Source organism: Pseudomonas sp. Y24-6 (assembly GCF_020295325.1).
Lineage (GTDB): Bacteria > Pseudomonadota > Gammaproteobacteria > Pseudomonadales > Pseudomonadaceae > Aquipseudomonas > Aquipseudomonas gregormendelii.
Genome location: NZ_JACBXG010000006.1, coordinates 46566 through 72961, shown reverse-complemented (window position 1 = coordinate 72961; position 26396 = coordinate 46566). Strand labels below are relative to the sequence as shown.

Below are 26396 nucleotides of genomic sequence, written 5' to 3'. Positions count from 1 at the left end.
TCAACGATAACGCTTACATCCTGGATGTACGCGGTGCCTGCTCGTTTTTCGCGAGCAAGCTCGCTCCTACAGGGCAAGACACGAGGCACAGCATGCAAATCAAACTCGCCAACCCCCGTGGCTTCTGCGCCGGTGTGGACCGTGCGATTGAAATCGTCAATCGCGCCCTGGAAGTCTTCGGGCCACCGATCTACGTGCGCCACGAAGTTGTCCACAACAAATTCGTGGTCGAAGACCTGCGCGCCCGCGGAGCCATTTTCGTCGAGGAACTCGAACAGGTGCCCGACGACGTCATCGTGATCTTCAGTGCCCACGGCGTATCCCAGGCTGTGCGTACCGAAGCCGCCGGCCGTGGCTTGAAAGTGTTCGATGCCACTTGTCCGCTGGTGACCAAGGTTCACATCGAAGTGGCGCGTTATAGCCGCGACGGTCGTGAGTGCATTCTGATTGGCCACGCCGGTCACCCGGAAGTCGAAGGCACCATGGGCCAGTATGACGGCAGCAATGGTGGCGCGATCTACCTGGTCGAAGACGAAGAAGACGTCGCGAAATTGCAGGTGCGTGATCCCGGGAAGCTTGCATTCGTGACCCAGACCACCTTGTCCATGGACGATACCAGCCGGGTCATCGATGCCCTGCGAGCGCGTTTCCCGGCGATCGGTGGTCCGCGCAAGGACGATATCTGCTACGCGACGCAAAACCGCCAGGATGCGGTCAAGCAACTGGCCGATGAGTGCGACGTGGTGTTGGTCGTGGGTAGCCCGAACAGCTCCAACTCCAATCGCTTGCGTGAACTGGCTGAACGCATGGCCACTCCGGCCTATCTGATCGACGGTGCCGAGGACCTGCAAAAAAGCTGGTTCGACGGCGTCCAGCGGATCGGCATCACCGCAGGCGCTTCGGCACCGGAAGTGCTGGTGCGCGGTGTGATCCAGCAGTTGGAGGCGTGGGGCGCTACCGGTGCCGACGAATTGGCAGGTCGTGAGGAGAATGTGACGTTCTCCATGCCCAAGGAATTACGCGTCCGCTCCCTGCTCTGAATCTTCTGCGCCGACGCAGAGGGCCTGTTGCAGCTTGTTGCTGTGCAGGCTGACTCGACCGGTTGACGCCAGTACCACCTGATACTGGCTGACCGGCTCGTGTGACGCGCACACATGCAACGTCCCCGCTTGAAAGCCGCCTTGCAGCGGTTCGCCGAGATGGCTGAACCGTATCGCGCTTTTGACATTCTTGTTGCCGACCACCTTTGTACGAGCGCTGCCCTGACGTTCGACCAGCAGTGGATTGCTGCTGTCTTCATAGCCCTGGCTGCTGGCATCGACAATGATTCGCCATCCCTGGCTCCAATCGCCGTTAATACCGTGGATCATGATCGTCTGGCTGCGGGTGATTGCTTCGCTTCGCGCGCTGCGCAAGCCACCGACCAGCGACTTTGCCGCCTCTTCGCGATAAATTGACTCGGTGAGCGTCGCGTACACCGGGGTGACCAACGCCAGAACAATCCCGGCAATCGTCAGTCCCATAAGCAGTTCGACCAGGCTGAAGCCTCGCTGATGCATGTCATTGCTTCCCTGGAGTGTGATCATGCGCATTCCCTGCGCGAGTGAAGGCAAAACAACCGAACATCTTGCGGCTGAATGTTCTAGCGTGTAGCAGCAGGTATAGCCGACGGCAACGGAGGGCACTGATGGATCGTGGTACAAAAGGTTTCACTCTGATCGAGTTGCTGGTTGCACTGGCCATTTTTCTGATCCTGATCACCATGGCCGTGCCGGCATTTACCAGTTCAGTGCAACGTACCAAGGCCGACACCGAGGTCGGGGATCTGCGACGGGCCCTGAGTTACGCGAGGCTGGAGGCGATTGACCGAGGCATTACCACTCAGGTTCTTCCCAAGGGCGGAGCCTGGACCGGCGAATTGACGGTTTCCGACATTTCGAGCTCGCCGGCCAATGTATTGCGGGTTGTTCCTGCAATGAGCAGCGGGGCGAATCTGGCGCTAACCTCAGGAGTGACCGCCATCAGTTTTAATAACCTGGGCGGGCTGGCGGCACCTGCTACTGCAGTGGCGATCACTTATGTGCTGGGGGCACAGAGCCGAACGCTGAATGTGTGTTTGAACGGACGTATTTTATTGGGTGGAAACTGCGGATGAGGCAAGGGAGCAAGCGTGCCCAGGAGGGCATGACGCTGATCGAGGTGCTGGTTGCAGTGTTGATTCTGACCGTGGGGCTATTGGGCGCAGCGGCGATTCAGCTCAATGCCCTGAAGTACACCGACAGTTCGCGGATGACCAGCCAGGCGAGCTTCATTGCCTACGACATGATGGACCGCATTCGCGCCAACTCCGGCGCCGACTATACGATCACGCCCCCGACCTCGGGCAACCTGAGCGTGGCCCGGGATCAGGACCTTTTCGACTTCACCAGCAACATCGCCAGCGCCCTGGGTGCCACTGCCACGGGTACCATTGCCCTGAGCCAACGGGTGTACACCATCACGATCGCTTGGGATGACTCCCGCGCCGCCAATACCAATACTCGCCGCAGTTTTATATTGACCAGTCGCGCCACCGTCGACCCGGTATCGACGCCATGAATCGCGCTCAAAAAGGTTTTGGCCTGATCGAGCTGTTGATCGCCCTCGCGTTGAGCCTGGTGGTCGTTCTGGGCGTGGCGCAGATTTTTATCGCCGCCAAGAACACTTACGTCAGTCAGAACAACGCGTCCAACATGCAGGAAGACGCCCGGTTCGTGCTGGGCAAAATGATTCAGGAAATTCGCATGGTCGGCATGTTCGGTTGCCTCGGGATCATCACTGATTCCAGTTCTGCGAGCGACTTCAGTGCCAGCCAGATCACGCCCATCAGCTGGGACAGCACCAACCTCAGGCTCACGCTGGTGACTGGCGATGTCGGCGTAAATGGTGGAACGCCCACCTGGACAGTGATTTCCGATTGTCGAAACAGCGCCACGGCCTACAGTCAGGCGAAGGCCCCGGTAGCGGGGCAGTTGGCGTTTCCGATCCGGCGACTTGTCTACAGCCTGAAAAACGGACAGCTGACGATGGGCGTGCATGGTGGTACGCCGACCCAATTCGTACTGGTGGACAATGTCAGTACCTTCGACGTCAGCTTCGGCCTTGCCAGCTCTGCCAGCGAAGTGGCCGCTTCCAGCTACAGCAGTAACCCCTCTGACCCGGCGCGTATTCGCAGCGTGCGCCTGACATTGACCCTTACCGACCCCGAAAAAAGGGTCCGCGATCAAACCTTCAACGTGGTTGCCGCCTTGCGCAATCGCCTGCAATGAGAGAGGGGCCGATGAGTATTCCTGATGCGGTTCCTCGCTCCCAGCGCGGTATGGCGCTGTTGGTCAGCCTGGTATTTCTGCTACTGCTGACGCTGATTGGTCTTTCCTCGATGCAGAGCGCCACCCTGCAGGAAAAAATGGCCACCAGCGTGTCGTTGCGCAATCAGTCGTTCCAGCTCGCCGAAGCGGCGCTACGCATGGGCGAAAATGCGGTGCAACTGTCCACCTATACCTTGGCCGTATGCAGTGGGACCATCCAGTGTGCGCCGCCCGCAGAGTCCACCTCGATGACTGGCGCCGGGTTCAATTCGACGTCGGGAGTGACCTGGATCGCCGCCGGCAGTGGCTTCTACGGAGTACAGAACATCGGAACCACAGTGAATGCGGTGAATGTGCCGAGCAACACCTCTGCGACGCTTTACCGCGTCACGGCCGTGGCCGTGGTCGGTGACAAAGTTCGCAGTGTGGTGGAGAGCATCTATGCGAAGTACTGAGCGGCGCGCCGGTTGGTGGCAGATGCTCTGCGGCATGCTGGTGAGTCTGTATCTGGCGGCACCGGCCTATGCCTTCACACCGTCCGACTCGCCCCTGCTGAGTGCGGCCGCGGTGGCGCCGAACGTGATGTTGCTAATCGACAACTCGGGGAGCATGAACAACATCATTTATGCCGCCGCCTTCGATCCGAACATCAATCGCACACCAGCCCGTGAGTGCAACACGTTCCTGGGGGTGTGTTACGCCTCGACGGCCATCACCGGAGATTCGATATTCCTGTCGAGCCTATCCACGTCAGGCTGTTCGAACGGCTACTACTCGTTTTACAACAACAGCGTGTCGCCACTGTGCATCAAACTGCCAGACCCCGCAGGCAACGGCGATACCCGCTACTCGGGCAATTACATCGCCTACGTTGTAGGCCTGGCCAACGGCCAGAGAACGGATTTTTCCACGTCCAGCTCGCCCATTCCCATCGAATCGCGGATCAGCGTGGCGCGCAGCGTATCGAGCTCGCTGGTCACCGCCAACCGTTCTTTGCGCATCGGCCTTGCGACGTTCAACGCCGTAACCAGCAACAACCGGGGTAACGGCGGCTACATCGCCGTCCCCATCGACGATTTGACCACGGATGCCAAATTCAACGCGCTGACCGATTCCATCGACGACTTGAGGGCTGTCGCCAACACGCCGTTGGCGGAAACCTACTACGAAGTCACCCGCTACATGCGCGGCCTGGGTTCTTACTACAACGGCTCCAGAACCTATACCAGCCCGATCCAGTACCGCTGCCAGAAAAACTACGGTGTGGTGATCACCGATGGTTTGCCAACCTTCGACCGAACCTTTCCCACCGACGACCCCCAGGCCACGGCGAAGGGCGGCCCAAGACTGCCCAACTGGGACGGCATCAGCAACGATGGCGATAACCCCCTGGGTGGTGACGACGAGGGTGATTCGCTGTTTCTGGATGACATCGCCAAGTTCGCCTTTGATATCGACATGCGTTCCACCGGGGTCGATCTGGCGAAAAAAGCCTGGGATTCGGCAGATTTTCCCAGGCAGAACATGAACACCTACACCGTAGGGTTCACCATTGCCAACCAGATGCTGGAAGACGCGGCAAGGTACGGCCAGGGCAAGTACTACCTCGCCACCGATAGCACCGACCTGACCACTGCACTGTCATCGGCCTTGAGCGAAATCACCTCCAAGGCCGGTTCAGGTGGCAGTGGCACCACCAGCAGCGCGGTGGTCGGGATCGGTTCTTCGTACTACCAGACCAGCTACGACCCCAAGGACTGGCGCGGCACTATCAAATCCTTTGGCTTCACTGCCACGGGTGCGGTGGATACTGGCTCGTTGCTGTGGAGCACGGACAAGGCCATAGTTCCCGGCGCGACTGCACCGACCTACCAGTCCTGGAATACCCAGGACAATGTGCCGGTGACCCTGGCGTTCAACAACTTCTCGACGTCGCAGCAGGCGGTCCTGAACCAGGGGCTGCCCACCAACATCAAGGGCACCGATCTGGTGGAGTGGAGCAAAGGCATCAACAAGGCCGGGTTGAAGGTACGTAGCGCTTTGCTCGGCGACATCATCAACTCGCCGCTGGTACTGGCCTCGCCTACGGAGAAAACGGCTTCCGACCTGGCCGGTGATAGCAGCTACAGCACCTACCTGGCCAACAAGGCTGCCAATATGACTGCCAGCCTGGTGGTCAACGGCAACGACGGTTTTGTCAGCGTCATCAACGCCAGCCCCACGAGTAACGCCAGCAATGGCAGCCGGCGTTACGCCTACATGCCCTCCAGCGTCCTGCCGTCGCTGCGTTACATCGCCGATCCCACCTACATCAACGGCACCAGCCACAAGTTTTTAGTGGATGGCCAGGTCGGCGTGTTCGACGCCAAAATCGGCTCGGGCTGGAAAACCATGGCCGTGGGCGGAACCGGGGCGGGCGGCAGGACGTTTTACGGGCTGCAGCTGTTCGACGCTACGGCGGGCAACGTGACCAAGGCGGCCTGGGAGATCAGTGCGCCGGCCACGCCGACCCCTGCGAATGCTTTTAATGACCTGGGTTATGCCTACGCTCGTCCCGAAGTGGCGCGTCTGGACGATGGCCGCTGGGCGGCGTTTATCTCGAACGGTTACGGGAGCAACTCAGGGGTGGCGGCGTTGTACGTCATCGACCTCAGCAACGGCTCGCTGATCAGGAAAATCGTGGCCGACAGCACCGGAAACGACAACGGGCTGTCCTCGGTGAAGCTCAAGGTCAACTCGCAGAATGTGGTACAGGCCGCTTATGGCGGTGACCTCAAGGGGCGGCTGTGGAAGTTTGACCTGAGCAGTACCAGCAGCGATGCGTGGAACGTGGCGTTTGCCGGCAAGCCTTTGTTTACCGCTACCACCGCCGCCGGCACGTTGCAGCCAATCACTGCGCAACCCTTGCTGGCCGACAACGCCCTGGGCGGCAAAGTGGTATTTTTTGGTACGGGCAAGTTCAATGAGACCGCAGACAAGACCAACAAGGACCTGCAGGCTTTTTATGCCGTGTGGGACGCCGACGGTGGTTCCGGGCAGTTCACCCCGGCCAATCTGCAGCAGCAATCGGTGCAGAGTGTGTTCTCGGGCAGCGCAGGACAATTCATCACCACCAGCCAGAACGAAGTGACCTACCCGGCAGAGAAGGGCTGGTACCTGCCACTGGTCTACAACAGCGCGCTGACCGGTGAGCGAGTGATCAACCAGGCGGCCCTGGTGTTGGGGCGGATTGTCTTCACCACCGCCAGCGTCGACACCACCGACCCCTGTGCCAGTTTTGGTACCGGCAAACTGGTCGAACTGGATGCGTTCAACGGTAAAATGCTCAATTATGCTGTGCTCGACACCAACGGTGACGGGCTGGTGGATGGCACGGACGCGATTTCCAGCGGCGTGGTGTTCACGGGCGGGATGCCGGTGCTCAACGCCATCGTCAATGGCGGCGCCCGCAAGATCGTCAACGACTCCAGCGGAACGCCAACCTCGTTGGTTGAAAAGGCCGGCGGTGGCAGCCGACGCATCATGTGGCGACAAATTCAGTAAGCGAGAGTGCAGGCATGCGTAGATCGAACCGCGGTTTTACCCTGATCGAGATCATGATCGTGATTGCGATCATCGGTATCGTCATCACCATTGGCTATCCGAGCCTGACCGAATATGTGAAAAAGGGCCGCCGGGCTGAAGTGGCAGGATTGCTCTCCGAGCAGGCGCAGATACTCGAGCGGTTTTACTCCAACTCGAAAACCAGTGTGTACACCGGCGCGACCTTGAGCGCGGGTAACGACTACTACACCATAGTGCCCACCCTGGCCGATCAGACCTACAAGCTGACCGCGAAGCGTAAAGTCGGTTCGGCGATGGCCACTGACAAGTGCGGGGATTTCACGATTACCAACACCGGCGCCAGAGGCATGGAAAATGCCGCAGCCGGGCTGACCACCAAGGACTGCTGGGGTCGCTGAGTTTTTTCGGGTGCGTTTTGTGCCCCTGTCTATCTAATGGTTGGATCAGAACATGACCAGGCAACAGCAAGTGGTGATCGTCGGCGGCGGAGTGATTGGCCTGCTGACCGCATTCAATCTCGCCTCTGAAGTACAAAGCGTTGTACTGCTGGATCGATCAAATGTCGGCCAGGAATCGTCCTGGGCCGGTGGCGGTATCGTTTCGCCGCTGTACCCGTGGCGTTATGGCCCGGCGGTCACCGCCCTGGCGCACTGGTCACAGGATTTTTATCCACAACTTGGCGCGCGCCTGTTCGCGGCCACTGGTGTGGACCCCGAAGTGCACACCACCGGCCTGTACTGGCTGGACCTGGACGATGAAGCCGAAGCGCTGGCCTGGGCGCTACGCGAACACCGGCCGCTGCGGGCGGTGGACCTCTCGGCGGCCCATGATGCCGTGCCTGTGCTCGGGCCGGGGTTTTCCCGGGCGATCTACATGGCCGACGTCGCCAACGTGCGCAATCCGCGGCTGGTGAAGTCCCTCAAGGCGGCATTGCTGGCGTTGCCGAATGTGACTGTTCATGAGCAGTGCGAGGTGCGCGAGTTCATTCGTGAAGGCGAGCAGGTGGTGGGCGTGCGGACCTCGGCGGGCGCGATTGCGGCTGACCAGGTGGTACTGACTGCGGGGGCGTGGAGCGGTGATCTGCTCAAGACCCTCGGGCTTGAGCTGCCGGTGGAACCGGTGAAAGGCCAGATGATTTTGTACAAATGCGCTGCCGATTTTTTGCCGAGCATGGTGCTGGCCAAGGGGCGATACGCGATTCCCCGCCGCGATGGGCATATTCTGATCGGCAGTACCCTGGAGCACGAGGGCTTCGACAAGACGCCGACCGAGACCGCGCTGCAGAGCCTGAAAGCTTCAGCGGTGGAGTTGATTCCGGCATTGGCGGACGCTGAAGTCGTCGGGCATTGGGCTGGATTGCGTCCGGGTTCACCGGAGGGTATCCCGTACATTGGTCGGGTGCCCGGGTTCGAGGGGCTGTGGCTCAATTGCGGACATTATCGCAATGGCCTGGTACTGGCGCCGGCGTCGTGTCAGTTGTTTGCGGATGTGATGCTGGGGCGTGAGCCGATCATTGATCCGGCGCCCTATGCGCCAACCGGGCGGATCTGACAGACGATCAAAAGATCGCAGCCTGCGGCAGCTCCTACAGGGAGTGCGATCTTCCTGCTTTAATCCAGCCCCAATTTCTTGAGCCTGTAACGCATCGAGCGGAATGACAGATTCAGCCGCTGAGCCGCTGCCGTGCGGTTCCAGCGGGTTTCCTCCAGCGCCTGGAGGATGAGTTTGCGTTCCACGTTTTCCAGGTAATCTTCCAGGTTGTCGATCTGCGTCAGGTCCGGTAAGTCTCCATCCGCTGTGCAATTGCCCTCCATGAGCCGAAGGTCGCTGGACTCAATCTGCTGGTTTTCGCATAAGGTATAAGCGCGCTCAAGAACATTCTCCAGTTCCCTGACGTTGCCCGGAAAGCGATAGTTCTTCAAGGCTTCCAGCGCGTGGGGGTGGAGTTTCACCGCTGGCTCGCCGCTGTTGCTGGCCAGTCGCTTGAGCATATGGCTCGCCAGGGATTCGATGTCGTCACGACGTTCGCGCAGCGCTGGCACCCGCAATTCGATCACGTTGAGGCGGTAATACAGGTCCTGGCGAAAGCGTTCAGCGGCAACTTCGGCGTCGAGGTCCTTGTGGGTGGCGCAGAGAATTCGCACATCCACCACGGTTTCCTGTTGTCCGCCGACGCTGCGCACGGCTTTCTCCTGAATCGCCCGCAGCAGCTTGACCTGCATGGCCAACGGCAAGTCAGCCACTTCGTCGAGAAACAGGGTGCCGCCATTGGCGGCCTGGAACAGTCCGGGTTTATCGTCGATGGCGCCACTGAAACTGCCTTTGCGATGCCCGAAAAACTCGCTTTCCATCAACTCGGACGGAATCGCCCCGCAGTTCACCGGAACGAATGGCTGGTTGGCGCGCGGACCTTGTTCGTGGATCAGTCGAGCGACCAGTTCCTTGCCACTGCCGGACTCACCGCTGATGTACACCGGGGCCTGGCTGCGTGCCAGTTTGTCGATGTGCTTGCGCAGGTTGCGCATGGGCAGGGACTCACCCAGCAACCGGCGCTCGATTGAAATCGCGGTGCCACCCACGGGTGACAGGCGCAGCGCGGTGGTGACCAGCTCACGCAGACGGGTCAGGTCGACCGGCTTGGTCAGGAAGTCGAAAGCACCGGCCTTGAGCGCGTTGATGGCCGTTTCCAGGCTGCCATACGCCGTGATCATGGCCACTGGCAGCTGTGGATAACGTTGCTGGATGTATTGCACCAGCTCCAGCCCCGTGCCGTCCGGCAGGCGCATGTCGGTCAGGCACAGGTCGAAGCTTTCCCGCGCCAGCAAGGCCTGGGCTTCGCCAAGGTCGCGGGCACTGAAGGTATCGAGCTTCATCCTGCCCAGGGTGATTTCCAGGAGTTCGCGGATATCCGGTTCATCGTCGACGATCAGAATTTTTTGCAGTGGGCTCATGTTCAACTTTGTTTCCGTCCGTGAGCAAAGGTGATGCGAAAGCAGCCGCCGCCTTGGCGTGGTTTGAAGTCTAGGCGGGCCTGGTTGCTTTCGCACAGCTCACGGGACAGATAAAGCCCCAGGCCTGTGCCTTGGGGGCTCGTGGTGAAGAAAGGTTCGAACAGATGAGCCTGGGCTGGCGCCGGGACCCCAGGGCCGTTGTCGCGGACCTCCAGGGTCGGCAGCTGACTGTGCGGGTCCAGGAACAACTCCAGCCAGACCTGCGCCTGGGCATTTATCTGGGCGCTGTGGCGCCAGGCATTGCGCAACAAATTGTCGAGAATCTGGGTCAGTTGATTGGGATCCATCAAGGTCCTGAAGTCTCCCGGTGCGATGCTCAGATGAAGCTGCCGGGTTTCTGTCGCGGCCTCGCGGGCTTCAGCGACAAACTGCTCAAGCCAAGGCTTCAGATCGAGCCGCTGGGGCACTGTTTGTTGGCGCCGGGACAATTGCAGGACGTTTTCGATGACCCGGTTCATCCGCTGGGAGTGATCTTGAATGATCTGCGTCAGACGCCGATCGGCGCTGTTCAGTTCCTCCGATTCCTGTAATAGCTGGGCGGCGTGACTGATGGCGCCCAGTGGATTGCGAATTTCATGGGAGATGCTCGCGGTAAGACGCCCCAGCGCTACAAGTTTGAGTCGCTGGGCCTGTTGGGCGATCTGCGCCAGGTCTTCAAGGAATATAAGGGTCTGCTGCCTTGGACTTCGCTCAAGGGCAATGAAACTGGGCTGCAGCTCCAGGCCATTGCTGTCGATTCTCAGGCTCTGGGGACGCAATGTCGGGTTGTTCAACCATAGTTGCAGGCGTTCGACCAGTTCTGGAAAGTCCTGGTCGAGCGAGCGCCCTTCAAGCGCGCCATGGTCCAGAAGTTTCAGCGCGCTGTGGTTGGCCAGTTGAATGCGTCGTAAATCGTCGACCACCAGAATACCGGTACGCATGCGCTGCAGAATCAGCGAGTTCAGAGCCTCAAGCCCCACCACTTCGCTGGCGCGCTGTTCGGCCAGGGTCTCGCTGACCTCCAGGCGCCGGATCAGGCCTTGAACCAGCAATGCTGCCGCAAAGCAAAGCGCCCCCAGCGTGCCGACCTGCAAGTAATCGTTGGGGCTGGTGGGTTGGCTGAAACTCAGCAGGAAGCCCGACCCTACGATGCCGAGCGCGCCGATGGCGGCGATCAGCAGGCCGATGCGTCGTCGCAACAGGGTATTGCTGATGGCCACCGAGACAATCAACAGGTTGCCGATCGCACTGTGCACGCCACCGGCGGCATAGAACAACGCGCACAACAGCAACACGTCGACCAGTGCCAGGGTGAGAAGCTGGCCAGGGCGCCGGGTGTTCTCCAGGAACACTACCAGCAGAATGTTCAATACCAGGTACAGCCAGCTGCCACTGCGCAGCAGCTCGCCATTGGCGAGCGAAAGCAGCTGGCTGTCCATGTTGCTGGAAATCAGCAGCACCAGAGTGATGCCGACGCTCAGGCGGTAGAGATGATAGAGACGCAGCAGTCGCTGGGCTTGTTTGTGGCCGGGACGGGTGGTCTCAGCGGTCACTGGAGCCCGGGCCTTGCTCGAGGTGAGCCTGGCTGCAATACCATTGCTGTTGAAGGCTCAAGGCTCGCTCCCGGGGCAGGTGCACGCCGCAATGGGCGCAACGAACCATGGGGGCCGCTTCCCGCTCGGCAGGCGAGCGAGGCGCTGCCGCCTGGCCCTTGAACTTGCGCCACAACCAGATAGCGGCGGCAATCAGGGCGATCCAGAACAATAAACGAAGCATGTTGAGCTGCTTTATGACGAGTGATGGAGCAGTTTAGCCAAGGAGCTGATCAGCGCACAGCGATATAACGCTGCGAGACGCTTCTCCACTGCAGGAGCGAGCTTGAGCTTGCTCGCCCCGCAGCGTCTGCAGATATCAGTCGAACACGCCGAAGGTCATGTAGCTGAACCAGGAACGGTCGTCATTGTTGCCTTCCGACTCCTGTTCTTCTTCCTCGATCACGTCGCCGTTTTCATCTCTGGGCTTGAGATCGCTCGGGATTGCATCCTTGGCATCCTGGAACTGCTTCTGCACGTCCTGGTTGGCGCGGGTTTCACCCGGTGGCAGAGGCGGACGGGATTCGATCAGGCCCAAAGTCGCCTTGCTCAGCCACGAGCGGTTGTCCGCTTCGTCCACCGAAGGCTTGAACTGACCGTCTTCCAGGCTTGGGTGGTTCGGGTAGTTGAGCTTCAGGGTTTCCAGGCTGGTGTTGGCCAGCTCGTCCAGATGCAGGCGCTGGTAGGATTCGACCATTACCGCCAGGCCGTCGCCGACCGAAGGGGTTTCCTGGAAGTTTTCCACTACATAGCGGCCACGGTTGGCAGCGGCTACGTAAGCCTGACGGGTCAGGTAGTAGTCGGCCACGTGGATTTCGTAGGCGGCCAGCAGGTTGCGCAAGTAGATCATGCGCTGCTTGGCGTCAGGCGAATAACGGCTGTTCGGGAAGCGGCTGGTCAGCTGGGCGAACTCGTTGTAGGAGTCGCGGGCAGCGCCCGGGTCACGCTTGGTCATGTCCAGCGGCAGGAAACGCGACAGCAGGCCGACGTCCTGGTCGAAAGACGTCAGACCCTTGAGGTAATAGGCGTAATCGACATTCGGATGCTGCGGGTGCAGGCGAATGAAGCGCTCGGCGGCGGATTTCGCAGCCTCAGGCTCGGTGTTCTTGTAGTTGGCGTAGATGAGCTCGAGTTGAGCCTGATCGGCGTAGCGACCGAACGGATAACGCGACTCCAGCGCCTTCAGCTTGGCTGTGGCGGCGGTGTAGCTATTGTTGTCCAGATCGTGCTGAGCCTGCTGGTACAGCTCGGCCTCGCTCAGGTTTTCGTCAACGACTTCCTTCGATGAGCAAGCAGCGGTCAATGCGAGGATGGCGATCAGCAGCAGGTGTTTCACTTGCATGGCGGCTTGCGTCCCTATGACGGCCGCTGTCTTGGGCGGGGCCGTCCTGTTATGATGAGCGCCCCGTTGCATAGCCTCGGGGCAAAAGACGCCGTATTTAACCACAAGCGCGCAGCCGAAACCAAAAGCTGTGCCGACGCCTAGTCTGAGCATGTCCGATAAAATTGAACTTAGCGCAGAGGTGCCGTCCGAATTGGGCGGCCAACGCCTCGATCAAGTCGCCGCACAATTATTCGCTGAGCACTCGCGCTCGCGCCTTTCCGCCTGGATCAAAGACGGCCGCCTGACTGTGGATGGGGCGGTTATCCGCCCGCGAGACATCGTTCACGGTGGCGCCATTCTTGAACTGACTGCCGAGCAGGAAGCTCAGGGCGAATGGATCGCTCAGGACATCGAGCTGGACATCGTCTATGAAGATGACGACATCCTGGTGATCAACAAGCCTGCGGGCCTGGTGGTGCATCCGGCTGCCGGTCACGCTGACGGCACTTTGCTCAACGCCTTGCTGCACCACGTGCCGGACATCATCAATGTGCCCCGCGCCGGTATCGTGCATCGCCTGGACAAGGACACCACCGGTCTGATGGTGGTGGCCAAGACCATTCAGGCGCAGACCCAGCTGGTCACCCAGCTGCAAAGCCGCAGCGTCAGCCGGATCTACGAGTGCATCGTGATTGGTGTGGTCACTGCCGGCGGCAAGATCAACGCGCCGATCGGTCGTCACGGCCAGCAACGCCAGCGCATGGCCGTGATGGAAGGGGGCAAGCAAGCCGTCAGCCATTACCGTGTGCTCGAGCGTTTCCGCTCCCACACGCATGTGCGGGTCAAGCTGGAAACCGGGCGTACTCACCAGATTCGTGTGCACATGGCCCACATCAACTACCCGTTGGTTGGAGACCCTGCCTACGGCGGACGCTTCCGTATCCCGCCGGCAGCCAGTGTGACCATGGTCGAGTCGCTGAAGGCGTTTCCGCGCCAGGCTCTGCACGCGCGGTTCCTGGAGCTGGATCATCCGACGACCGGTGAGCGCATGAGCTGGGAATCGCCACTGCCGGACGATTTCGTCTGGTTGCTGACCCTGCTCAAGCAAGACCGCGAGGCGTTCATCGGATGAGTGACTGGCTGATTCCCGACTGGCCTGCGCCTGCCGGGGTGAAAGCCTGTGTTACCACCCGAACCGGCGGCGTCAGTCTGGCGCCGTTTGACAGCCTCAACCTGGGCGATCATGTCGACGACAGCCCCCTGGCTGTTGCCGAGAATCGCCGACGTCTCACTGAGCATTTCGCTATTCAGCCAGCCTGGTTGCAGCAGGTGCATGGCATTGCCGTGTCTCACGCTGACCCGGGCACGGTCGCTACGGCCGATGCCAGCTGGACGGCAACCCCCGGCATTGCCTGCGCGGCGATGACGGCCGATTGCCTGCCGGTGCTGTTCTGTGACCGTGCTGGCACTCGGGTGGCGGCGGCTCACGCCGGTTGGCGCGGGTTGGCGGCGGGTGTGCTGGAAGCCACGCTTGATACCCTGGCGCTGCCGGCAGCACAAGTGCTGGTCTGGCTTGGCCCGGCGATAGGCCCACAGGCCTTCGAAGTGGGGCCGGAGGTACGCGAAACCTTCGTGGCGCAGTTGCCTGAAGCAGCCGTTGCCTTCACGCCAGGCGTCAGTGCCGGCAAATTCATGGCCGACATCTATCAGCTCGCACGTTTGCGCCTGGCCGTTCGCGGTGTCACGGCTGTTTACGGTGGCGGTTTCTGTACCGTGACCGATCCGCGTTTCTTTTCCTACCGTCGCAACCCGCGCACTGGAAGATTTGCCTCCCTTATTTGGCTTAACCGCTAGACTTCCCTGACCTGCGTCAACCTCAAGACGCTTGAATCTCCCAGAATCGACCACATCTAATGGGGTATCTGGCAGGTTTCTTCATTCAGGATGTTTATAGGTCCGGCCTGCTCAAAAGGAAGGTGACTTATGCGTATAGACCGTTTAACCAGCAAATTACAGTTAGCCCTGTCCGACGCCCAATCCCTGGCCGTCGGCCTTGATCATTCGGGCATTGAACCTGCGCATCTCATGCAGGCCATGCTCGAACAGCAGGGTGGGTCGATCAAGCCCCTGCTGATGCAGGTGGGCTTTGACGTCAACAGCCTGCGAAAAGAGCTGACCAAAGAGCTCGACCAGCTGCCGAAAATCCAGAACCCGACCGGCGACGTCAATATGTCGCAGGACCTGGCGCGCCTGCTTAACCAGGCCGATCGCCTGGCCCAGCAGAAGGGCGACCAGTTCATCTCCAGCGAGCTGGTACTGCTTGCGGCGATGGACGAAAACAACAAGCTCGGCAAATTGTTGCTGGGGCAGGGCGTGAGCAAAAAGGCCCTGGAAAATGCCATCAACAACCTGCGTGGGGGCGATGCCGTCAATGACGCCAACCACGAAGAGTCGCGCCAGGCGCTGGATAAATACACCGTCGACCTGACCAAGCGTGCCGAAGACGGCAAGCTCGATCCGGTCATCGGCCGTGACGACGAGATTCGCCGGACGATCCAGGTGCTGCAGCGTCGCACAAAAAACAACCCGGTACTGATCGGCGAGCCGGGTGTGGGTAAAACCGCGATCGCCGAGGGTCTGGCCCAGCGCATCATCAATGGTGAAGTGCCGGACGGCCTCAAGGGCAAGCGCCTGCTGTCCCTGGACATGGGTGCGCTGATCGCGGGTGCGAAGTATCGGGGTGAGTTCGAAGAGCGCCTCAAGTCGCTGCTGAACGAGTTGTCCAAGCAGGAAGGGCAGATCATTCTGTTCATCGACGAACTGCACACCATGGTCGGTGCCGGCAAGGGCGAAGGCTCGATGGATGCTGGCAACATGCTCAAGCCGGCTCTGGCACGCGGTGAACTGCACTGCGTGGGCGCCACTACGCTCAATGAGTACCGTCAATATATAGAGAAGGACGCGGCCCTCGAGCGACGCTTCCAGAAAGTACTGGTGGATGAGCCGAGCGAAGAAGACACCATCGCGATCCTGCGCGGCCTCAAGGAACGTTACGAAGTTCACCACAGGGTGGCGATCACCGATGGCGCGATCATCGCGGCAGCCAAGCTCAGTCACCGTTACATTACCGACCGTCAGTTGCCGGACAAGGCCATCGACTTGATTGACGAGGCCGCCAGCCGCATCCGCATGGAGATCGACTCCAAGCCGGAAGTGCTCGACCGTCTGGAGCGCCGTCTGATTCAGCTGAAGGTGGAATCCCAGGCGCTGAAGAAAGAGAGCGACGACGCGGCGAAGAAACGCCTGGAAAAACTCCAGGAAGAAATCGCCCGTCTCGAGCGTGAGTATTCGGACCTCGAGGAGATCTGGAACGCCGAGAAAGCCGAAGTCCAGGGCTCGGCGCAGATCCAGCAGAAAATCGAGCAGTCCCGCCAGGAACTGGAAGCAGCCCGCCGCAAAGGCGACCTGAACCGCATGGCCGAGTTGCAGTATGGGGTGATCCCGGACCTGGAGCGCAGCCTGCAAATGGTCGACCAGCACGGCAAAACCGAAAATCAGTTACTGCGCAGCAAGGTCACTGAGGAGGAGATTGCCGAAGTGGTGTCCAAGTGGACCGGCATCCCCGTGTCGAAGATGCTCGAAGGCGAGCGCGACAAGCTGATGAAGATGGAAAGCCTGCTGCACCAGCGTGTTATCGGCCAGGACGAAGCGGTGATTGCCGTATCCAACGCAGTGCGGCGTTCGCGGGCCGGCTTGTCCGATCCGAACCGTCCGAGCGGCTCGTTCATGTTCCTCGGCCCGACCGGCGTGGGTAAAACCGAGCTGTGCAAGGCGCTGGCCGAGTTTCTCTTCGATACGGAAGAGGCGATGGTGCGGATCGACATGTCCGAATTCATGGAGAAACATTCCGTGGCCCGGCTGATTGGTGCGCCACCAGGGTACGTAGGCTATGAAGAGGGCGGTTACCTGACCGAGGCGGTGCGTCGCAAGCCTTATTCGGTGATCCTCCTGGATGAGGTCGAGAAGGCCCACCCGGATGTATTCAACATCCTGCTGCAAGTGCTGGAAGACGGCCGCCTGACCGACAGTCATGGGCGCACGGTGGACTTCAAGAACACTGTGATCGTGATGACCTCGAACCTTGGGTCGGTGCAGATCCAGGAACTGGTGGGCGATCGTGAGGCGCAGCGCGCTGCGGTGATGGATGCGATCTCCACGCACTTCCGGCCGGAGTTCATCAACCGGGTCGACGAAGTGGTGATTTTCGAGCCATTGGCTCGCGATCAGATCGCCGGTATTACCGAGATCCAGTTGAGTCGTCTGCGCAGCCGCCTGACCGAACGTGAGCTGAAGCTCGAACTCAGCCCGGAGGCGATGGACAAGCTGATCGCTGTCGGTTACGACCCGGTATATGGTGCGCGGCCGCTTAAACGGGCCATCCAGCGCTGGATCGAGAACCCGCTGGCACAGTTGATCCTGTCGGGTCGGTTCATGGCTGGGGACACTGCCAAGGGTGTCGTGGAGAACGACGAAATCGTGTTTGTCTGAGCCACGGTGGCAACAAAACCTGGGAGGCCTCGCTTTGCGAGGCCTTTTTTTCGTTAGGCTGTTGAACTCAAAGGAAAAGGCTTGTAAAGTGCGCCCCGCAGTAAGTCACCCGCCAGGGTTTCTGCTCCCCAAGCAGGAATCTGAAATAAGTTGCAAATCATTAACTTGAATGCAAATTAGGGGGTTGACAGAGGTGCTTAAGATTGTAGAATAGCGCGCCTCAGACACACGAACGCAGCGATGCAGACGGGTCGAAGAGACGCAGTAAAAGCTTCAAATGTTGTCATTGAAATATGCAGTTCCGTGATAGCTCAGTCGGTAGAGCAAATGACTGTTAATCATTGGGTCCCAGGTTCGAGTCCTGGTCACGGAGCCAATTTCATACCGGGGTATAGCGCAGTCCGGTAGCGCGCCTGCTTTGGGAGCAGGATGTCAGGAGTTCGAATCCCCTTACCCCGACCATTTTTGGGTCGTTAGCTCAGTTGGTAGAGCAGTTGGCTTTTAACCAATTGGTCGTAGGTTCGAATCCCACACGACCCACCATTTTTGAAACCAGTTAACGCTGGGATCGAATCTTAAGATCAGAGGCCAAAAGCCCTGATCGAAGAAGGCGATCTTTGAAAGGTCGCCTTTTTTTTACCGGGGTATAGCGCAGTCCGGTAGCGCGCCTGCTTTGGGAGCAGGATGTCAGGAGTTCGAATCCCCTTACCCCGACCATATTAAAAATCCTCGTATCGAAAGATACGGGGATTTTTTTTGTCTGCTGATAATTGCCGGGCAAAAAGCGCCTGCAAAAAAGGCCCCGCTTTTCGCTGGCGAGAAGCCGGGCGCAGGTTCGATGCTTCAGGACTCAGCTGTTGTCCTTGAGATGCTCGAACAATCCCTTGGGCATTTTCTTGCCATTGGCTTCGTAGTTGGCCTTAACGTTATCAAAGGCTTCCTGCTCGTCGATCTGGCCGTCATGGTTGGTGTCGATCTTGTCGAAATCAGCCTTGGGAGCCACTTTCAGGAATTCCGCACGGGACACTTTGCCGTCCCCATCGGTATCAGTCTGGGCCATGGACTCATCACCGCATTTGCCTTCGCCACATTTGCCTTCCGGGGTTTTCACCACCTGGTCAGCCGAGGCCAGCAAATAGCCCTGGGCCAGGGGCTGGGAGGCAAACACGGAGCCAGACAACGCCATGCCACCGGCCAGAACCGCGCCGAGCAAGCCAAAGGTGTTAGCAGTACGGGACATTTCAATTCTCCTGGGTTGCACGACACAACCGCTCGTTAAGGGGTCTGATCACCGGAGCAGGCAGGATGCCTTGCCCGGGTGTGGCCATTTAGCGGGTTGGGTGTATCGCTACTGTGTCGTGCAAGGGGGAGTTTGTATGCGAAGGGGCTGAATCGGGGAGGGGGATACAATGGGACACGGAAGTTTTCGCAGGTTTTACCGAGGCACCTGTATCGCGGGCAAGCCACGCTCCCACAAGTTGAGTGTCGAACCCGGATTCCAGGGTCGACACAATAACCAGTGGGAGCGGGCTTGCTCCCGATCAGGCCCTGACGGGACCGAATACTTAATGCAGTTTCAGGCGTGGCTCGGTGCCGCGGCCGATCTTGCTGCCCAGCATGAGCATCGCAGTACGAAACGCGCCGTACAGCGCCATCTGGTGCATGCGATACAGCGACACATAGAACATCCGCGCCAGCCAGCCTTCCAGCATCACGCTACCGGTCAGGTTGCCCATCAGGTTACCCACAGCCGAAAACCGCGACAGCGAAATCAGTGAGCCATAGTCGGTGTACTTGTACGCCGGCAAGGCCTTGCCTTCGATGCGCAATTTCAGGGATTTTGCCAGCAAGGATGCCTGCTGGTGCGCTGCCTGGGCCCGTGGCGGCACGTTGCGATCAGTGCCAGGTTGCGGGCAGGCGGCGCAGTCACCGAAGGCGAAGATATTTTCGTCGCGGGTGGTCTGCAGCGTAGGCAGTACTTGCAGCTGATTGATGCGGTTGGTTTCCAGGCCGTCGATGTCCTTGAGGAACCCCGGCGCGCGAATCCCGGCGGCCCAGACTTTCAGGCTGGCGTTGATGACTTTGCCGTCGGCAGTAATCAGGCTGTCGGCCGTCACTTCGCTCACCGCGGCATTGGTCATGACGTTGACCCCAAGCTTCTCCAGGGTTTTATGCACAGGCCCGCCAATGCGCTCCGGAAGGGCTGGCAAGACGCGTGGCCCGGCTTCGATCAGGGTGATGTGCATGTTTTCCGGTTTGATCCGGTCCAGGCCGTAAGCCGCCAGTTCATGCGCGGCGTTGTGCAGCTCTGCTGCCAGCTCGACCCCGGTGGCCCCGGCGCCGACGATGGCCACGCTGATCTGCTCGACTTTGTCAGTCTGCCCGGCATGGGCTCGCAGGTAGTGATTGAGCAGTTGCTGGTGAAAGCGCTCCGCCTGTTTGCGGGTGTCGAGGAACAGGCAATGTTGCGCCGCACCCTGGGTGCCGAAATCGTTGGTGGTGCTGCCGACCGCGATCACCAGCGAGTCGTAACCCAGTTCCCGTGCGGGCACCAGTTCGATGCCGGCTTCGTCGTAAGTGGCGGCCAGCTGGATTTTCTGCTGGGCGCGGTCGAGCCCGCTCATGCGCCCCAGCTGAAACTCGAAATGGTTCCATTTCGCCTGGGCAACATAGTTGAGTTCGTCTTCGGAGGAGTTCAGGGAGCCGGCTGCCACTTCATGCAGCAACGGTTTCCAGATGTGGGTCAGGTTCGCGTCGACCAGCATCACACTGGCCGTGCCGCGCTTGCCCAGAGTCTTACCCAGACGGGTAGCCAACTCCAGACCGCCGGCGCCGCCGCCAACGATGACAATACGATGAGTCATGGGGATATCTCGCAAGGCTAAAAGAAATCGGTGCAGTCACCCTCGCGAGCGCAACGCGGCTCATAGCGCCAGGTAACTGATAAATCGGCTCAACAGGCCCAAACCAATGGTCACTGCCAATACCATCACCAGGAGCATCCACGGCCGGAATGGCCGGCGCTCGACTCGGTGCTGGGACAAGTGCAGGTACTCTTCGACATGCTTTTGGTCGTCGGGGTTCAGGCGGCTGGTCATAAAGCCCTCGTCAGATAGACGTTGGTGAATGTATGAAAGCTACAGCTGATTCAATAAAGGTTGCACGCAGCATAGCCGATGGGGGCAGGCGACTCACAGGCTGATGCCGACATCGAAGACGATGCTGCGCCCCAGGTTGCTGCGCAGGAAGTCGGGAGCATCCGGATGGGCGAACAGCACCCTGGCGAAGGTCGGCCCCACCAGTGATAACGAGCGCCAGCCCTGGCGCAAGTATTCGGTGGGGGGTGGAAAATGGCTGTTGAGGTCCAGCACTTCGCGCTTGAGGCTGGCGAAGGCGATGATATCGAGCTCCCCAAGGTCCATGCCCCGCTCTTTGTAGTTGTGCGCTTTCTTGCGCAAGGTCGGTGCGAGCCTGAGCAGGAACTCGTTGGCGGGAATGCGCTTGGGCTTCGCCTCCCGACGCACCAGCGAGCTCAGGGAAAACGCACTGCGCCGACGCTGCAATTCATCGCGCCACTCATCGTTGAGGCGCCGACCTTCGTCCAGCACAAAGAACACCTCGAAACTGGCGTCCCGAAACAGCACATCAGGCGGCTCCCCGGCAGGCGCAAACTCGTCCACTCGGTAGGGAATGTTCAGCCCTTGCAGCAGGCGCTGGCACACCCAACGCTCGCGCTCCCATTTGCGGGCATTGGACAGGAACGCGTTGGCTTGCTCGGCCGCAATGGTCAGCAGGCGTAAGTAATCAGAGTCATCCATAAGCCCAAGCTTAGCGTTCAAATGCGCTGGCAAAGAAGACAATTTGTTGTACGGGGGCAACGGCCATCGGCAAGACAGCCTCTTTTCGCGCCCGCTCCAGGGCCCTGCAAAAAACGGATAGTGATCTGCGCGCAGCGGATATTTCCACGCGTCCGCCAGCTTTACCCTCGGCTTTACGGGACGTTAGCCGCTTTTGCGACGCTCTGAAATAACAACAACAAGAGAAAAAACGCCATGCGCAAAATTGACGTACATGAGGTTATCGACAACGCACGCTTCAATCGCTTCCACTGGATGGTGCTGTTCTGGTGTGCCCTGATCATCATCTTCGACGGTTACGATTTGGTGATATACGGCGTGGTGCTGCCGATGCTGATGAAAGAGTGGGGGTTGACGCCCCTGCAGGCTGGAGCGCTGGGCAGTTACGCTTTGTTTGGCATGATGTTCGGCGCGCTGTTTTTCGGACCGCTGTCGGACCGCATCGGCCGCAAGAAAGCCATCACGATCTGCGTGATGCTATTCAGCGGGTTTACCGTACTCAACGGGTTTGCCCGTAATCCCACCGAGTTCGGTGTGTGCCGCTTCATCGCCGGCCTCGGCATCGGCGGGGTCATGCCCAACGTCGTGGCGCTGATGAACGAGTACGCGCCGAAGAAAATCCGCAGCACGCTGGTGGCGATCATGTTCAGCGGTTACTCCGTGGGCGGCATGCTCTCGGCGGGGCTGGGTATTGTGTTGATCCCCAGCTTCGGTTGGCAGTCAGTGTTCTACGTCGCGGTACTGCCGTTACTGCTGTTGCCGCTGATCATGTACTTCCTGCCTGAATCGGTGGGTTTCATGCTGCGCCAGGGACGCAATCAAGAAGCACGCAACATTCTTCAGCGGGTCGATCCGGCCTACGTCGCGCACATCGACGATCAACTCGACATGAGCGAAGTGAAGGGCACCGGCACTCCGGTGTTGCAATTGTTTCGCGAGGGCCGGGCACTGCGCACGCTGATGCTGTGGCTGGCATTCTTCTGTTGCCTGCTGATGGTGTACGCCTTGAGTTCGTGGCTGCCGAAGCTGATGGCCAACGCCGGTTACAGTCTGGGTTCGAGCCTGTCTTTCCTGCTGGTGCTCAACTTCGGGGCGATTTTCGGCGCGGTCGGAGGCGGTGTGCTGGGTGACAAACTGAACCTGCCACGGGTGTTGGCGGTGTTCTTTGCCATGGCGGCCGTGTCAATCACCTTGCTTGGCTTCAACAGCCCGATGCCGTTGTTGTACCTGCTGATCGCCATCGCCGGCGCCACCACCATCGGCTCGCAGATTCTGTTGTACGCCTGCGCGGCGCAATTCTATTCGATGACGATTCGCTCCACCGGTCTGGGCTGGGCCTCGGGTATCGGGCGCAATGGCGCGATCGTGGGCCCACTGCTGGGGGGTGCCTTGCTTGGCATCAACCTGCCACTGCAGCTCAACTTCATGGCGTTTGCCTTGCCCGGTGCGGTGGCGGCGATTGCCATGACCGTGTTTGCCATCAGCAGTCAGCGCAGCGCCAGGCACGCCCAGTCCATGCGCGCCGTTGAGCCTGCCGGGGCCGTCGGCGAAGCGTCATGAAATCATTGCTACGGGACTTCTCCCTGTCGGCCGCTGTCGCCGGTTTTATCGCCACGGTTATTTCCTACGCGGGCCCACTGGTGATTATTTTCCAGGCCGCCGACAGCGCACAGCTTTCGCGAGAAGTGCTGTCGTCGTGGGTCTGGGCAATTTCCATCGGCAGTGCGGTGCTGGGGATCGGCTTGAGCCTGCGTTACCGCGTGCCGGTGATCATTGCGTGGTCGGCGCCGGGTTCGGCGTTGCTGGTGGCGCTGCTGCCGGGTATTTCCATGCCGGAGGCGGTGGGCGCGTATCTGGTCAGCAGCCTGATTATATTTCTGGTCGGGGTGTCGGGGGCGTTTGACCGGATCATCAGCAAACTGCCGGCGGCGATTGCCGCAGCGATGCTGGCGGGGATTTTGTTCAGCTTCGGCACCGGGTTGTTCGTCTCGTTGCAGGGCAAGCCGCTGCTGGTACTGGCGATGTTCGTCACCTACCTGGTCTGCAAGCGACTGCTGCCTCGGTATGCGGTGTTGATGGTGCTGCTGGTGGGCTGCTCGATAGCCTTTGCCGCTGGCGATCTGCGCAGCGAAGCACTGGTCATTGGCTTGGCGACACCGGTCTGGATCACGCCCGAGTTTACCTTGAGCGCGACCCTGAACATCGCCTTGCCCCTGGTGATGGTGGCACTGACCGGCCAATTTGTGCCCGGCATGGCGGTCTTGCGCGCCAGTGGGTACTCCACGCCTGCCGGGCCGATCATCGCCAGCAGCGCGTTGGGCACGGCGTTGTTGGCACCGTTCGGTTGCCATGGGCTGAACCTGGCGGCGATTACGGCGGCCATCTGCACCGGTCGCGATGCCCATGAAGATCCGCACAAGCGCTACGTGGCCGGCGTGGTCGGCGGCCTGTGTTACCTGGTGCTGGGGATCTTCGGTGCCACCCTGGTTTCGTTGTTCTCGGCGTTTCCCAAGGAGCTGATTGCGGCGCTCGCAGGCCTGGCGTTGTTCGCTGCGATTGCCGGGGCTTTGGCCGGCGCAATGGCCGTGCCGGGTGATCGCGAGGCGGCGTTGGTCACCTTTCTTGCTACGGCTTCGGGCATGTCGCTGTTCGGACTGTCTGCGGCATTCTGGGGCCTGATTTTCGGCATGGCCACCCACCTTCTGTTAAACGCCCGCCGCGAAAATGCAACGGCTGAAGCACTCCCGACTGTCGATCAATAAAAACAAGAGAAAAGACGATGAAACAGATTGTTCCAACAACCGGTTCGGTGTTGTCCATGGCGCTCGTCTCGAGTTTCTCCGTCGGTGCGCTGGCGGCAGAGGCTGGCTTTATCGAAGACACCACGGCCACCTTGCAAGCGCGCAATTACTACTTCAGCCGGGACTTCTCCGACATCGTCGGCGCAAACCGGCAGTCGAAGGCTGAAGAGTGGGCGCAGGGCTTCATGCTCAACGTCAAATCGGGCTACACCCAGGGGACCGTGGGATTTGGCGTGGACGTGATCGGCCTGCTCGGCCTCAAGCTCGACAGCAGTCCCGACCGGGTCAATACCGGTTTGCTGCCGGTGAAAGATGATGGGCGCGCGGCCAACGATTACAGCCGACTCGAAGCAGCCTTGAAGGTCCGCTACTCGAAAACCGAAATCAAGGTGGGGGAGTTGCAACCTAATGTGCCGGTGCTGGCGTTCAGTGATATCCGCCTCCTGCCGCCGAGCTATCAGGGTGCGAGCATCAGTTCGAGTGAGATCAACGGCCTGACATTGCAGGGCGGTCACTTGAACTCCACCAGTCTGCGCAACGAAGCGGGCGACGAAAAAATGCAGGCCATGCTGGGTCACGTGCCGCAGCGTCAGGTCAGCAGCGACGGTTTCAATTTTGCCGGTGGCGATTACGCCTTCAACGATAAACGCAGTTCCGTCAGCGCCTGGTACGGGCAGTTGGAAGATATCTACAACCAGCGTTTTCTGGGCCTCAAACACAGTCAGCCGACGGGTGACTGGATTCTGGGCGCCAACATTGGTTATTACGATTCACGCGAAGATGGCAAAAAACTGCTGGGTAATATCGACAACCAGGCGTTCTTTTCGCTGTTGTCGGCCAAGCGTGGTGGCCATACGTTCTATGTCGGTTACCAGGGGATGTTCGGTGACAGCGCCTTTCCACGGGTGTTTGCCAACATATCGCCGTTGGGCAACGAGGTGCCAACCTATGAGTTTGCCTACACTGACGAGCGCTCGTGGCAAGCGCGTTACGACTACGACTTCGCCGCTTTAGGCGTGCCGGGTTTGACGAGTACCGTGCGTTACATTTCCGGTAATAACGTCGACACCGGGCAAGGGTTCGAGGGCAAGGACCGCGAGCGTGATCTTGACCTTGGCTATGTCGTGCAAAGTGGTAGCCTCAAAGGCGTTGGGGTTCGTGTGCGCAATGTAATGGCGCGCTCAAACTACCGCAGTGACATTGACGAGAATCGCCTGATCCTCAGCTACACATGGACCTTGCTGTGATGCGTTGATTACAGGTCGCAATTGCCCATGACTTGATAGGTGACTCGCTGAGTCTGGCCCTGATGATCGATGTAGACCATGGTGGCCGGTACGACATCGCAGCCGGTCGGGGTGTCGCTGACGGAGACTACCTTGGCGATATCCAGCGGGTGTGCCGGGTCGTAGGGAGTGGCAGCGGGTTCGTTGTTGGCGGCCATGGCCGAGGTGGCGACGAAGGCCAAAAGCAGGGCAGTGAGGGTTTTCATCTGGATTCTCCTGGTTGATTCTGTTGGTTGAATTTTAGTCTTTGCCTCCATTGGATAAAGGGGGGCGGGGCCGATTCAGCGTTGCAGGGTACGTAACAATCGATGGTGTCCACTTCGATCGGTGCGGTGCAACCAGCACGGTGTAGACTGAAAATCCTCCCGGTACGGAAAAGGAGCAAGCACAGCCATGATCGGCGCCGAGCTACTGTCAGCCGAAACCCTGACCATCGGATGGGTGATCTACGTTCCGATTCTGCTCTGGGCCATTGCGCGCTCGCCCTGGGTCGAACTGTTCAGCGATCGCCGCCGCCAGCACCTGTTGTTTGGTACTGTGTTCGCCCTGTTCATGCTATGGCTGGTCAGGCGGGATTTTGATACGGGCGTGTCCTATCACTTTCTCGGCATGACTGCGGTGACCCTATTGCTCGACTGGCCACTGGCAATAGTCGGCGGGTTTGTTGCGCAAGCGGGGTTGATCATGCTCGGGCGCCAGGACCTGGCGGCGATGGGGGTGAACGGTGCGTTGCTGATCATGCTGCCGGTGTTGATTACCGAGTGCTGCGCCATCCTGGTCGAGCGCGCACAACCGCGTAATCCCTTCGTCTACATCTTCGTATCCGGGTTTTTCGCCGCAGCGCTTTCGGCCCTGCTGTGCCTGCTGCTGGCGCTGTGGTTGCTGTGGTTCGACGAGCGCTTCGTGATGCCTTACTGGCTGGAGGATTTCATCGGTTACCTGTGGCTGATCATTTTTCCCGAGGCGTTTATCAACGGCATGATCGTCAGCGCACTGGTGGTGTTCAGCCCCGAGTGGCTTGAAACCTTCAATCGCACGCGCTACCTGTCCGCGCCATGGAAAGACGACGACCCCAAGGCATGATCCT

25 protein-coding genes and 4 tRNA genes are annotated in these 26396 nt (G+C 59.7%); 19 read left to right on the top strand and 10 right to left on the bottom strand.

The window, feature by feature from the left end; translation table 11 throughout:
* Positions 1–92 precede the first annotated feature (92 nt).
* Positions 93–1040 (top strand): 4-hydroxy-3-methylbut-2-enyl diphosphate reductase, encoded by a 948-nt coding sequence (gene ispH / locus HYI44_RS13390; protein WP_122839062.1) that lies wholly within the window; start codon positions 93–95, stop codon positions 1038–1040.
* Here the strand turns inward: ispH and HYI44_RS13385 are convergent.
* Positions 1017–1559: a GspH/FimT family protein gene (locus HYI44_RS13385; protein ID WP_225569706.1), complete on the bottom strand. Its 543-nt coding sequence runs from the start codon at positions 1557–1559 to the stop codon at positions 1017–1019. The genes ispH and HYI44_RS13385 overlap by 24 nt on opposite strands.
* A 128-nt stretch (positions 1560–1687) precedes the next feature.
* Between HYI44_RS13385 and HYI44_RS13380 the strand changes: the two genes are divergently transcribed.
* Genes HYI44_RS13380 through thiO form a run of 7 tightly spaced genes read left to right on the top strand, consistent with a single transcriptional unit; the run spans position 1688 to position 8462 of the window.
* Complete coding sequence (locus tag HYI44_RS13380; RefSeq protein WP_225569599.1) at positions 1688–2155, top strand: GspH/FimT family pseudopilin; 468 nt, start codon at positions 1688–1690, stop codon at positions 2153–2155.
* Entirely contained in the window at positions 2152–2598 is a 447-nt protein-coding gene (pilV, locus tag HYI44_RS13375; protein ID WP_225569598.1) for a type IV pilus modification protein PilV, read from the top strand. The genes HYI44_RS13380 and pilV overlap by 4 nt, the downstream gene beginning before the upstream one ends.
* Positions 2595–3308: a PilW family protein gene (locus HYI44_RS13370; RefSeq protein WP_225569597.1), complete on the top strand. Its 714-nt coding sequence runs from the start codon at positions 2595–2597 to the stop codon at positions 3306–3308. Before pilV ends, HYI44_RS13370 begins: the two co-directional genes overlap by 4 nt.
* An 11-nt stretch (positions 3309–3319) precedes the next feature.
* Positions 3320–3802: a PilX N-terminal domain-containing pilus assembly protein gene (locus HYI44_RS13365; RefSeq protein WP_225569596.1), complete on the top strand. Its 483-nt coding sequence runs from the start codon at positions 3320–3322 to the stop codon at positions 3800–3802.
* Positions 3789–6890, top strand: coding sequence for a pilus assembly protein (locus HYI44_RS13360; protein ID WP_225569595.1), 3102 nt, complete (start codon positions 3789–3791; stop codon positions 6888–6890). The genes HYI44_RS13365 and HYI44_RS13360 overlap by 14 nt, the downstream gene beginning before the upstream one ends.
* A 14-nt stretch (positions 6891–6904) precedes the next feature.
* Positions 6905–7309, top strand: coding sequence for a type IV pilin protein (locus tag HYI44_RS13355; RefSeq protein ID WP_225569594.1), 405 nt, complete (start codon positions 6905–6907; stop codon positions 7307–7309).
* A gap of 52 nt (positions 7310–7361) precedes the next feature.
* Entirely contained in the window at positions 7362–8462 is a 1101-nt protein-coding gene (gene thiO / locus HYI44_RS13350) for a glycine oxidase ThiO (RefSeq protein ID WP_225569593.1), read from the top strand.
* 59 nt (positions 8463–8521) lie between these two features.
* Here the strand turns inward: thiO and HYI44_RS13345 are convergent, their stop codons facing one another.
* From HYI44_RS13345 to HYI44_RS13330, 4 genes are all read right to left on the bottom strand, one after another.
* Positions 8522–9862, bottom strand: coding sequence for a sigma-54-dependent transcriptional regulator (locus HYI44_RS13345; RefSeq protein WP_122839010.1), 1341 nt, complete (start codon positions 9860–9862; stop codon positions 8522–8524).
* Positions 9863–9864: 2 nt separating this feature from the next.
* On the bottom strand, positions 9865–11454 hold the full coding sequence (locus HYI44_RS13340) for a sensor histidine kinase (RefSeq protein WP_122839011.1): 1590 nt from the start codon (positions 11452–11454) through the stop codon (positions 9865–9867).
* On the bottom strand, positions 11444–11677 hold the full coding sequence (locus tag HYI44_RS13335; protein WP_122839012.1) for a PP0621 family protein: 234 nt from the start codon (positions 11675–11677) through the stop codon (positions 11444–11446). The genes HYI44_RS13340 and HYI44_RS13335 overlap by 11 nt, the downstream gene beginning before the upstream one ends.
* 135 nt (positions 11678–11812) lie before the next feature.
* Complete coding sequence (locus HYI44_RS13330; protein ID WP_122839013.1) at positions 11813–12835, bottom strand: outer membrane protein assembly factor BamD; 1023 nt, start codon at positions 12833–12835, stop codon at positions 11813–11815.
* A gap of 151 nt (positions 12836–12986) precedes the next feature.
* Here HYI44_RS13330 and rluD point away from each other — a divergent pair, with 151 nt between their 5' ends.
* The 7 genes from rluD to HYI44_RS13295 all read left to right on the top strand — a co-directional run bounded on the left by rluD (position 12987) and on the right by HYI44_RS13295 (position 18082).
* The gene (gene rluD, locus HYI44_RS13325) at positions 12987–13949 is read left to right on the top strand and encodes a 23S rRNA pseudouridine(1911/1915/1917) synthase RluD (RefSeq protein ID WP_122839014.1); all 963 of its coding nucleotides are present in this window, start codon (positions 12987–12989) and stop codon (positions 13947–13949) included.
* Positions 13946–14671, top strand: a complete 726-nt coding sequence (gene pgeF, locus HYI44_RS13320; protein WP_225569592.1) for a peptidoglycan editing factor PgeF — start codon at positions 13946–13948, stop codon at positions 14669–14671. The genes rluD and pgeF overlap by 4 nt, the downstream gene beginning before the upstream one ends.
* Before the next feature lie 129 nt (positions 14672–14800).
* Positions 14801–17365 (top strand): ATP-dependent chaperone ClpB, encoded by a 2565-nt coding sequence (gene clpB, locus HYI44_RS13315; protein ID WP_122839016.1) that lies wholly within the window; start codon positions 14801–14803, stop codon positions 17363–17365.
* Positions 17366–17665: 300 nt separating this feature from the next.
* Positions 17666–17741: transfer RNA gene (locus tag HYI44_RS13310), tRNA-Asn, on the top strand.
* Positions 17742–17750: 9 nt separating this feature from the next.
* Positions 17751–17827, top strand: a tRNA-Pro gene (locus HYI44_RS13305).
* 5 nt (positions 17828–17832) lie between these two features.
* Positions 17833–17908: transfer RNA gene (locus HYI44_RS13300), tRNA-Lys, on the top strand.
* Positions 17909–18005: 97 nt separating this feature from the next.
* A tRNA-Pro gene (locus tag HYI44_RS13295) sits at positions 18006–18082 on the top strand.
* Between the two features lie 133 nt (positions 18083–18215).
* On the opposite strand, the gene HYI44_RS13290 is transcribed toward HYI44_RS13295, so the two are convergent.
* The 4 genes from HYI44_RS13290 to HYI44_RS13275 form a co-directional block, all read right to left on the bottom strand.
* On the bottom strand, positions 18216–18605 hold the full coding sequence (locus tag HYI44_RS13290) for an EF-hand domain-containing protein (protein WP_201148854.1): 390 nt from the start codon (positions 18603–18605) through the stop codon (positions 18216–18218).
* A gap of 325 nt (positions 18606–18930) precedes the next feature.
* On the bottom strand, positions 18931–20229 hold the full coding sequence (locus HYI44_RS13285; RefSeq protein ID WP_122839018.1) for an NAD(P)/FAD-dependent oxidoreductase: 1299 nt from the start codon (positions 20227–20229) through the stop codon (positions 18931–18933).
* 60 nt (positions 20230–20289) lie between these two features.
* Positions 20290–20463 carry a DUF3094 domain-containing protein gene (locus HYI44_RS13280; RefSeq protein ID WP_045059374.1) on the bottom strand — a complete coding sequence of 58 codons (174 nt, stop codon included), beginning with the start codon at positions 20461–20463 and terminating at the stop codon, positions 20290–20292.
* A 93-nt stretch (positions 20464–20556) separates the two neighbouring features.
* Positions 20557–21183 carry a DUF1780 domain-containing protein gene (locus HYI44_RS13275; protein ID WP_045059375.1) on the bottom strand — a complete coding sequence of 209 codons (627 nt, stop codon included), beginning with the start codon at positions 21181–21183 and terminating at the stop codon, positions 20557–20559.
* A gap of 234 nt (positions 21184–21417) precedes the next feature.
* Between HYI44_RS13275 and HYI44_RS13270 the strand changes: the two genes are divergently transcribed.
* From HYI44_RS13270 to HYI44_RS13260, 3 genes are read left to right on the top strand one after another with little or no spacing between them, the layout of a single operon-like run.
* Positions 21418–22782, top strand: a complete 1365-nt coding sequence (locus HYI44_RS13270) for an aromatic acid/H+ symport family MFS transporter (RefSeq protein ID WP_122839019.1) — start codon at positions 21418–21420, stop codon at positions 22780–22782.
* Positions 22779–23984: a benzoate/H(+) symporter BenE family transporter gene (locus tag HYI44_RS13265; RefSeq protein ID WP_225569591.1), complete on the top strand. Its 1206-nt coding sequence runs from the start codon at positions 22779–22781 to the stop codon at positions 23982–23984. The genes HYI44_RS13270 and HYI44_RS13265 overlap by 4 nt, the downstream gene beginning before the upstream one ends.
* 17 nt (positions 23985–24001) lie before the next feature.
* Positions 24002–25270 (top strand): OprD family porin, encoded by a 1269-nt coding sequence (locus tag HYI44_RS13260; RefSeq protein WP_225569590.1) that lies wholly within the window; start codon positions 24002–24004, stop codon positions 25268–25270.
* An 8-nt stretch (positions 25271–25278) separates the two neighbouring features.
* Here the strand turns inward: HYI44_RS13260 and HYI44_RS13255 are convergent, their stop codons facing one another.
* A complete protein-coding gene (locus HYI44_RS13255; protein WP_122839022.1) occupies positions 25279–25515 on the bottom strand; it encodes a DUF2790 domain-containing protein in 237 nt (78 codons plus the stop codon).
* Positions 25516–25702: 187 nt separating this feature from the next.
* Here HYI44_RS13255 and HYI44_RS13250 point away from each other — a divergent pair, with 187 nt between their 5' ends.
* On the top strand, positions 25703–26392 hold the full coding sequence (locus HYI44_RS13250) for an energy-coupling factor ABC transporter permease (protein WP_225569589.1): 690 nt from the start codon (positions 25703–25705) through the stop codon (positions 26390–26392).
* Positions 26393–26396 lie beyond the last annotated feature (4 nt).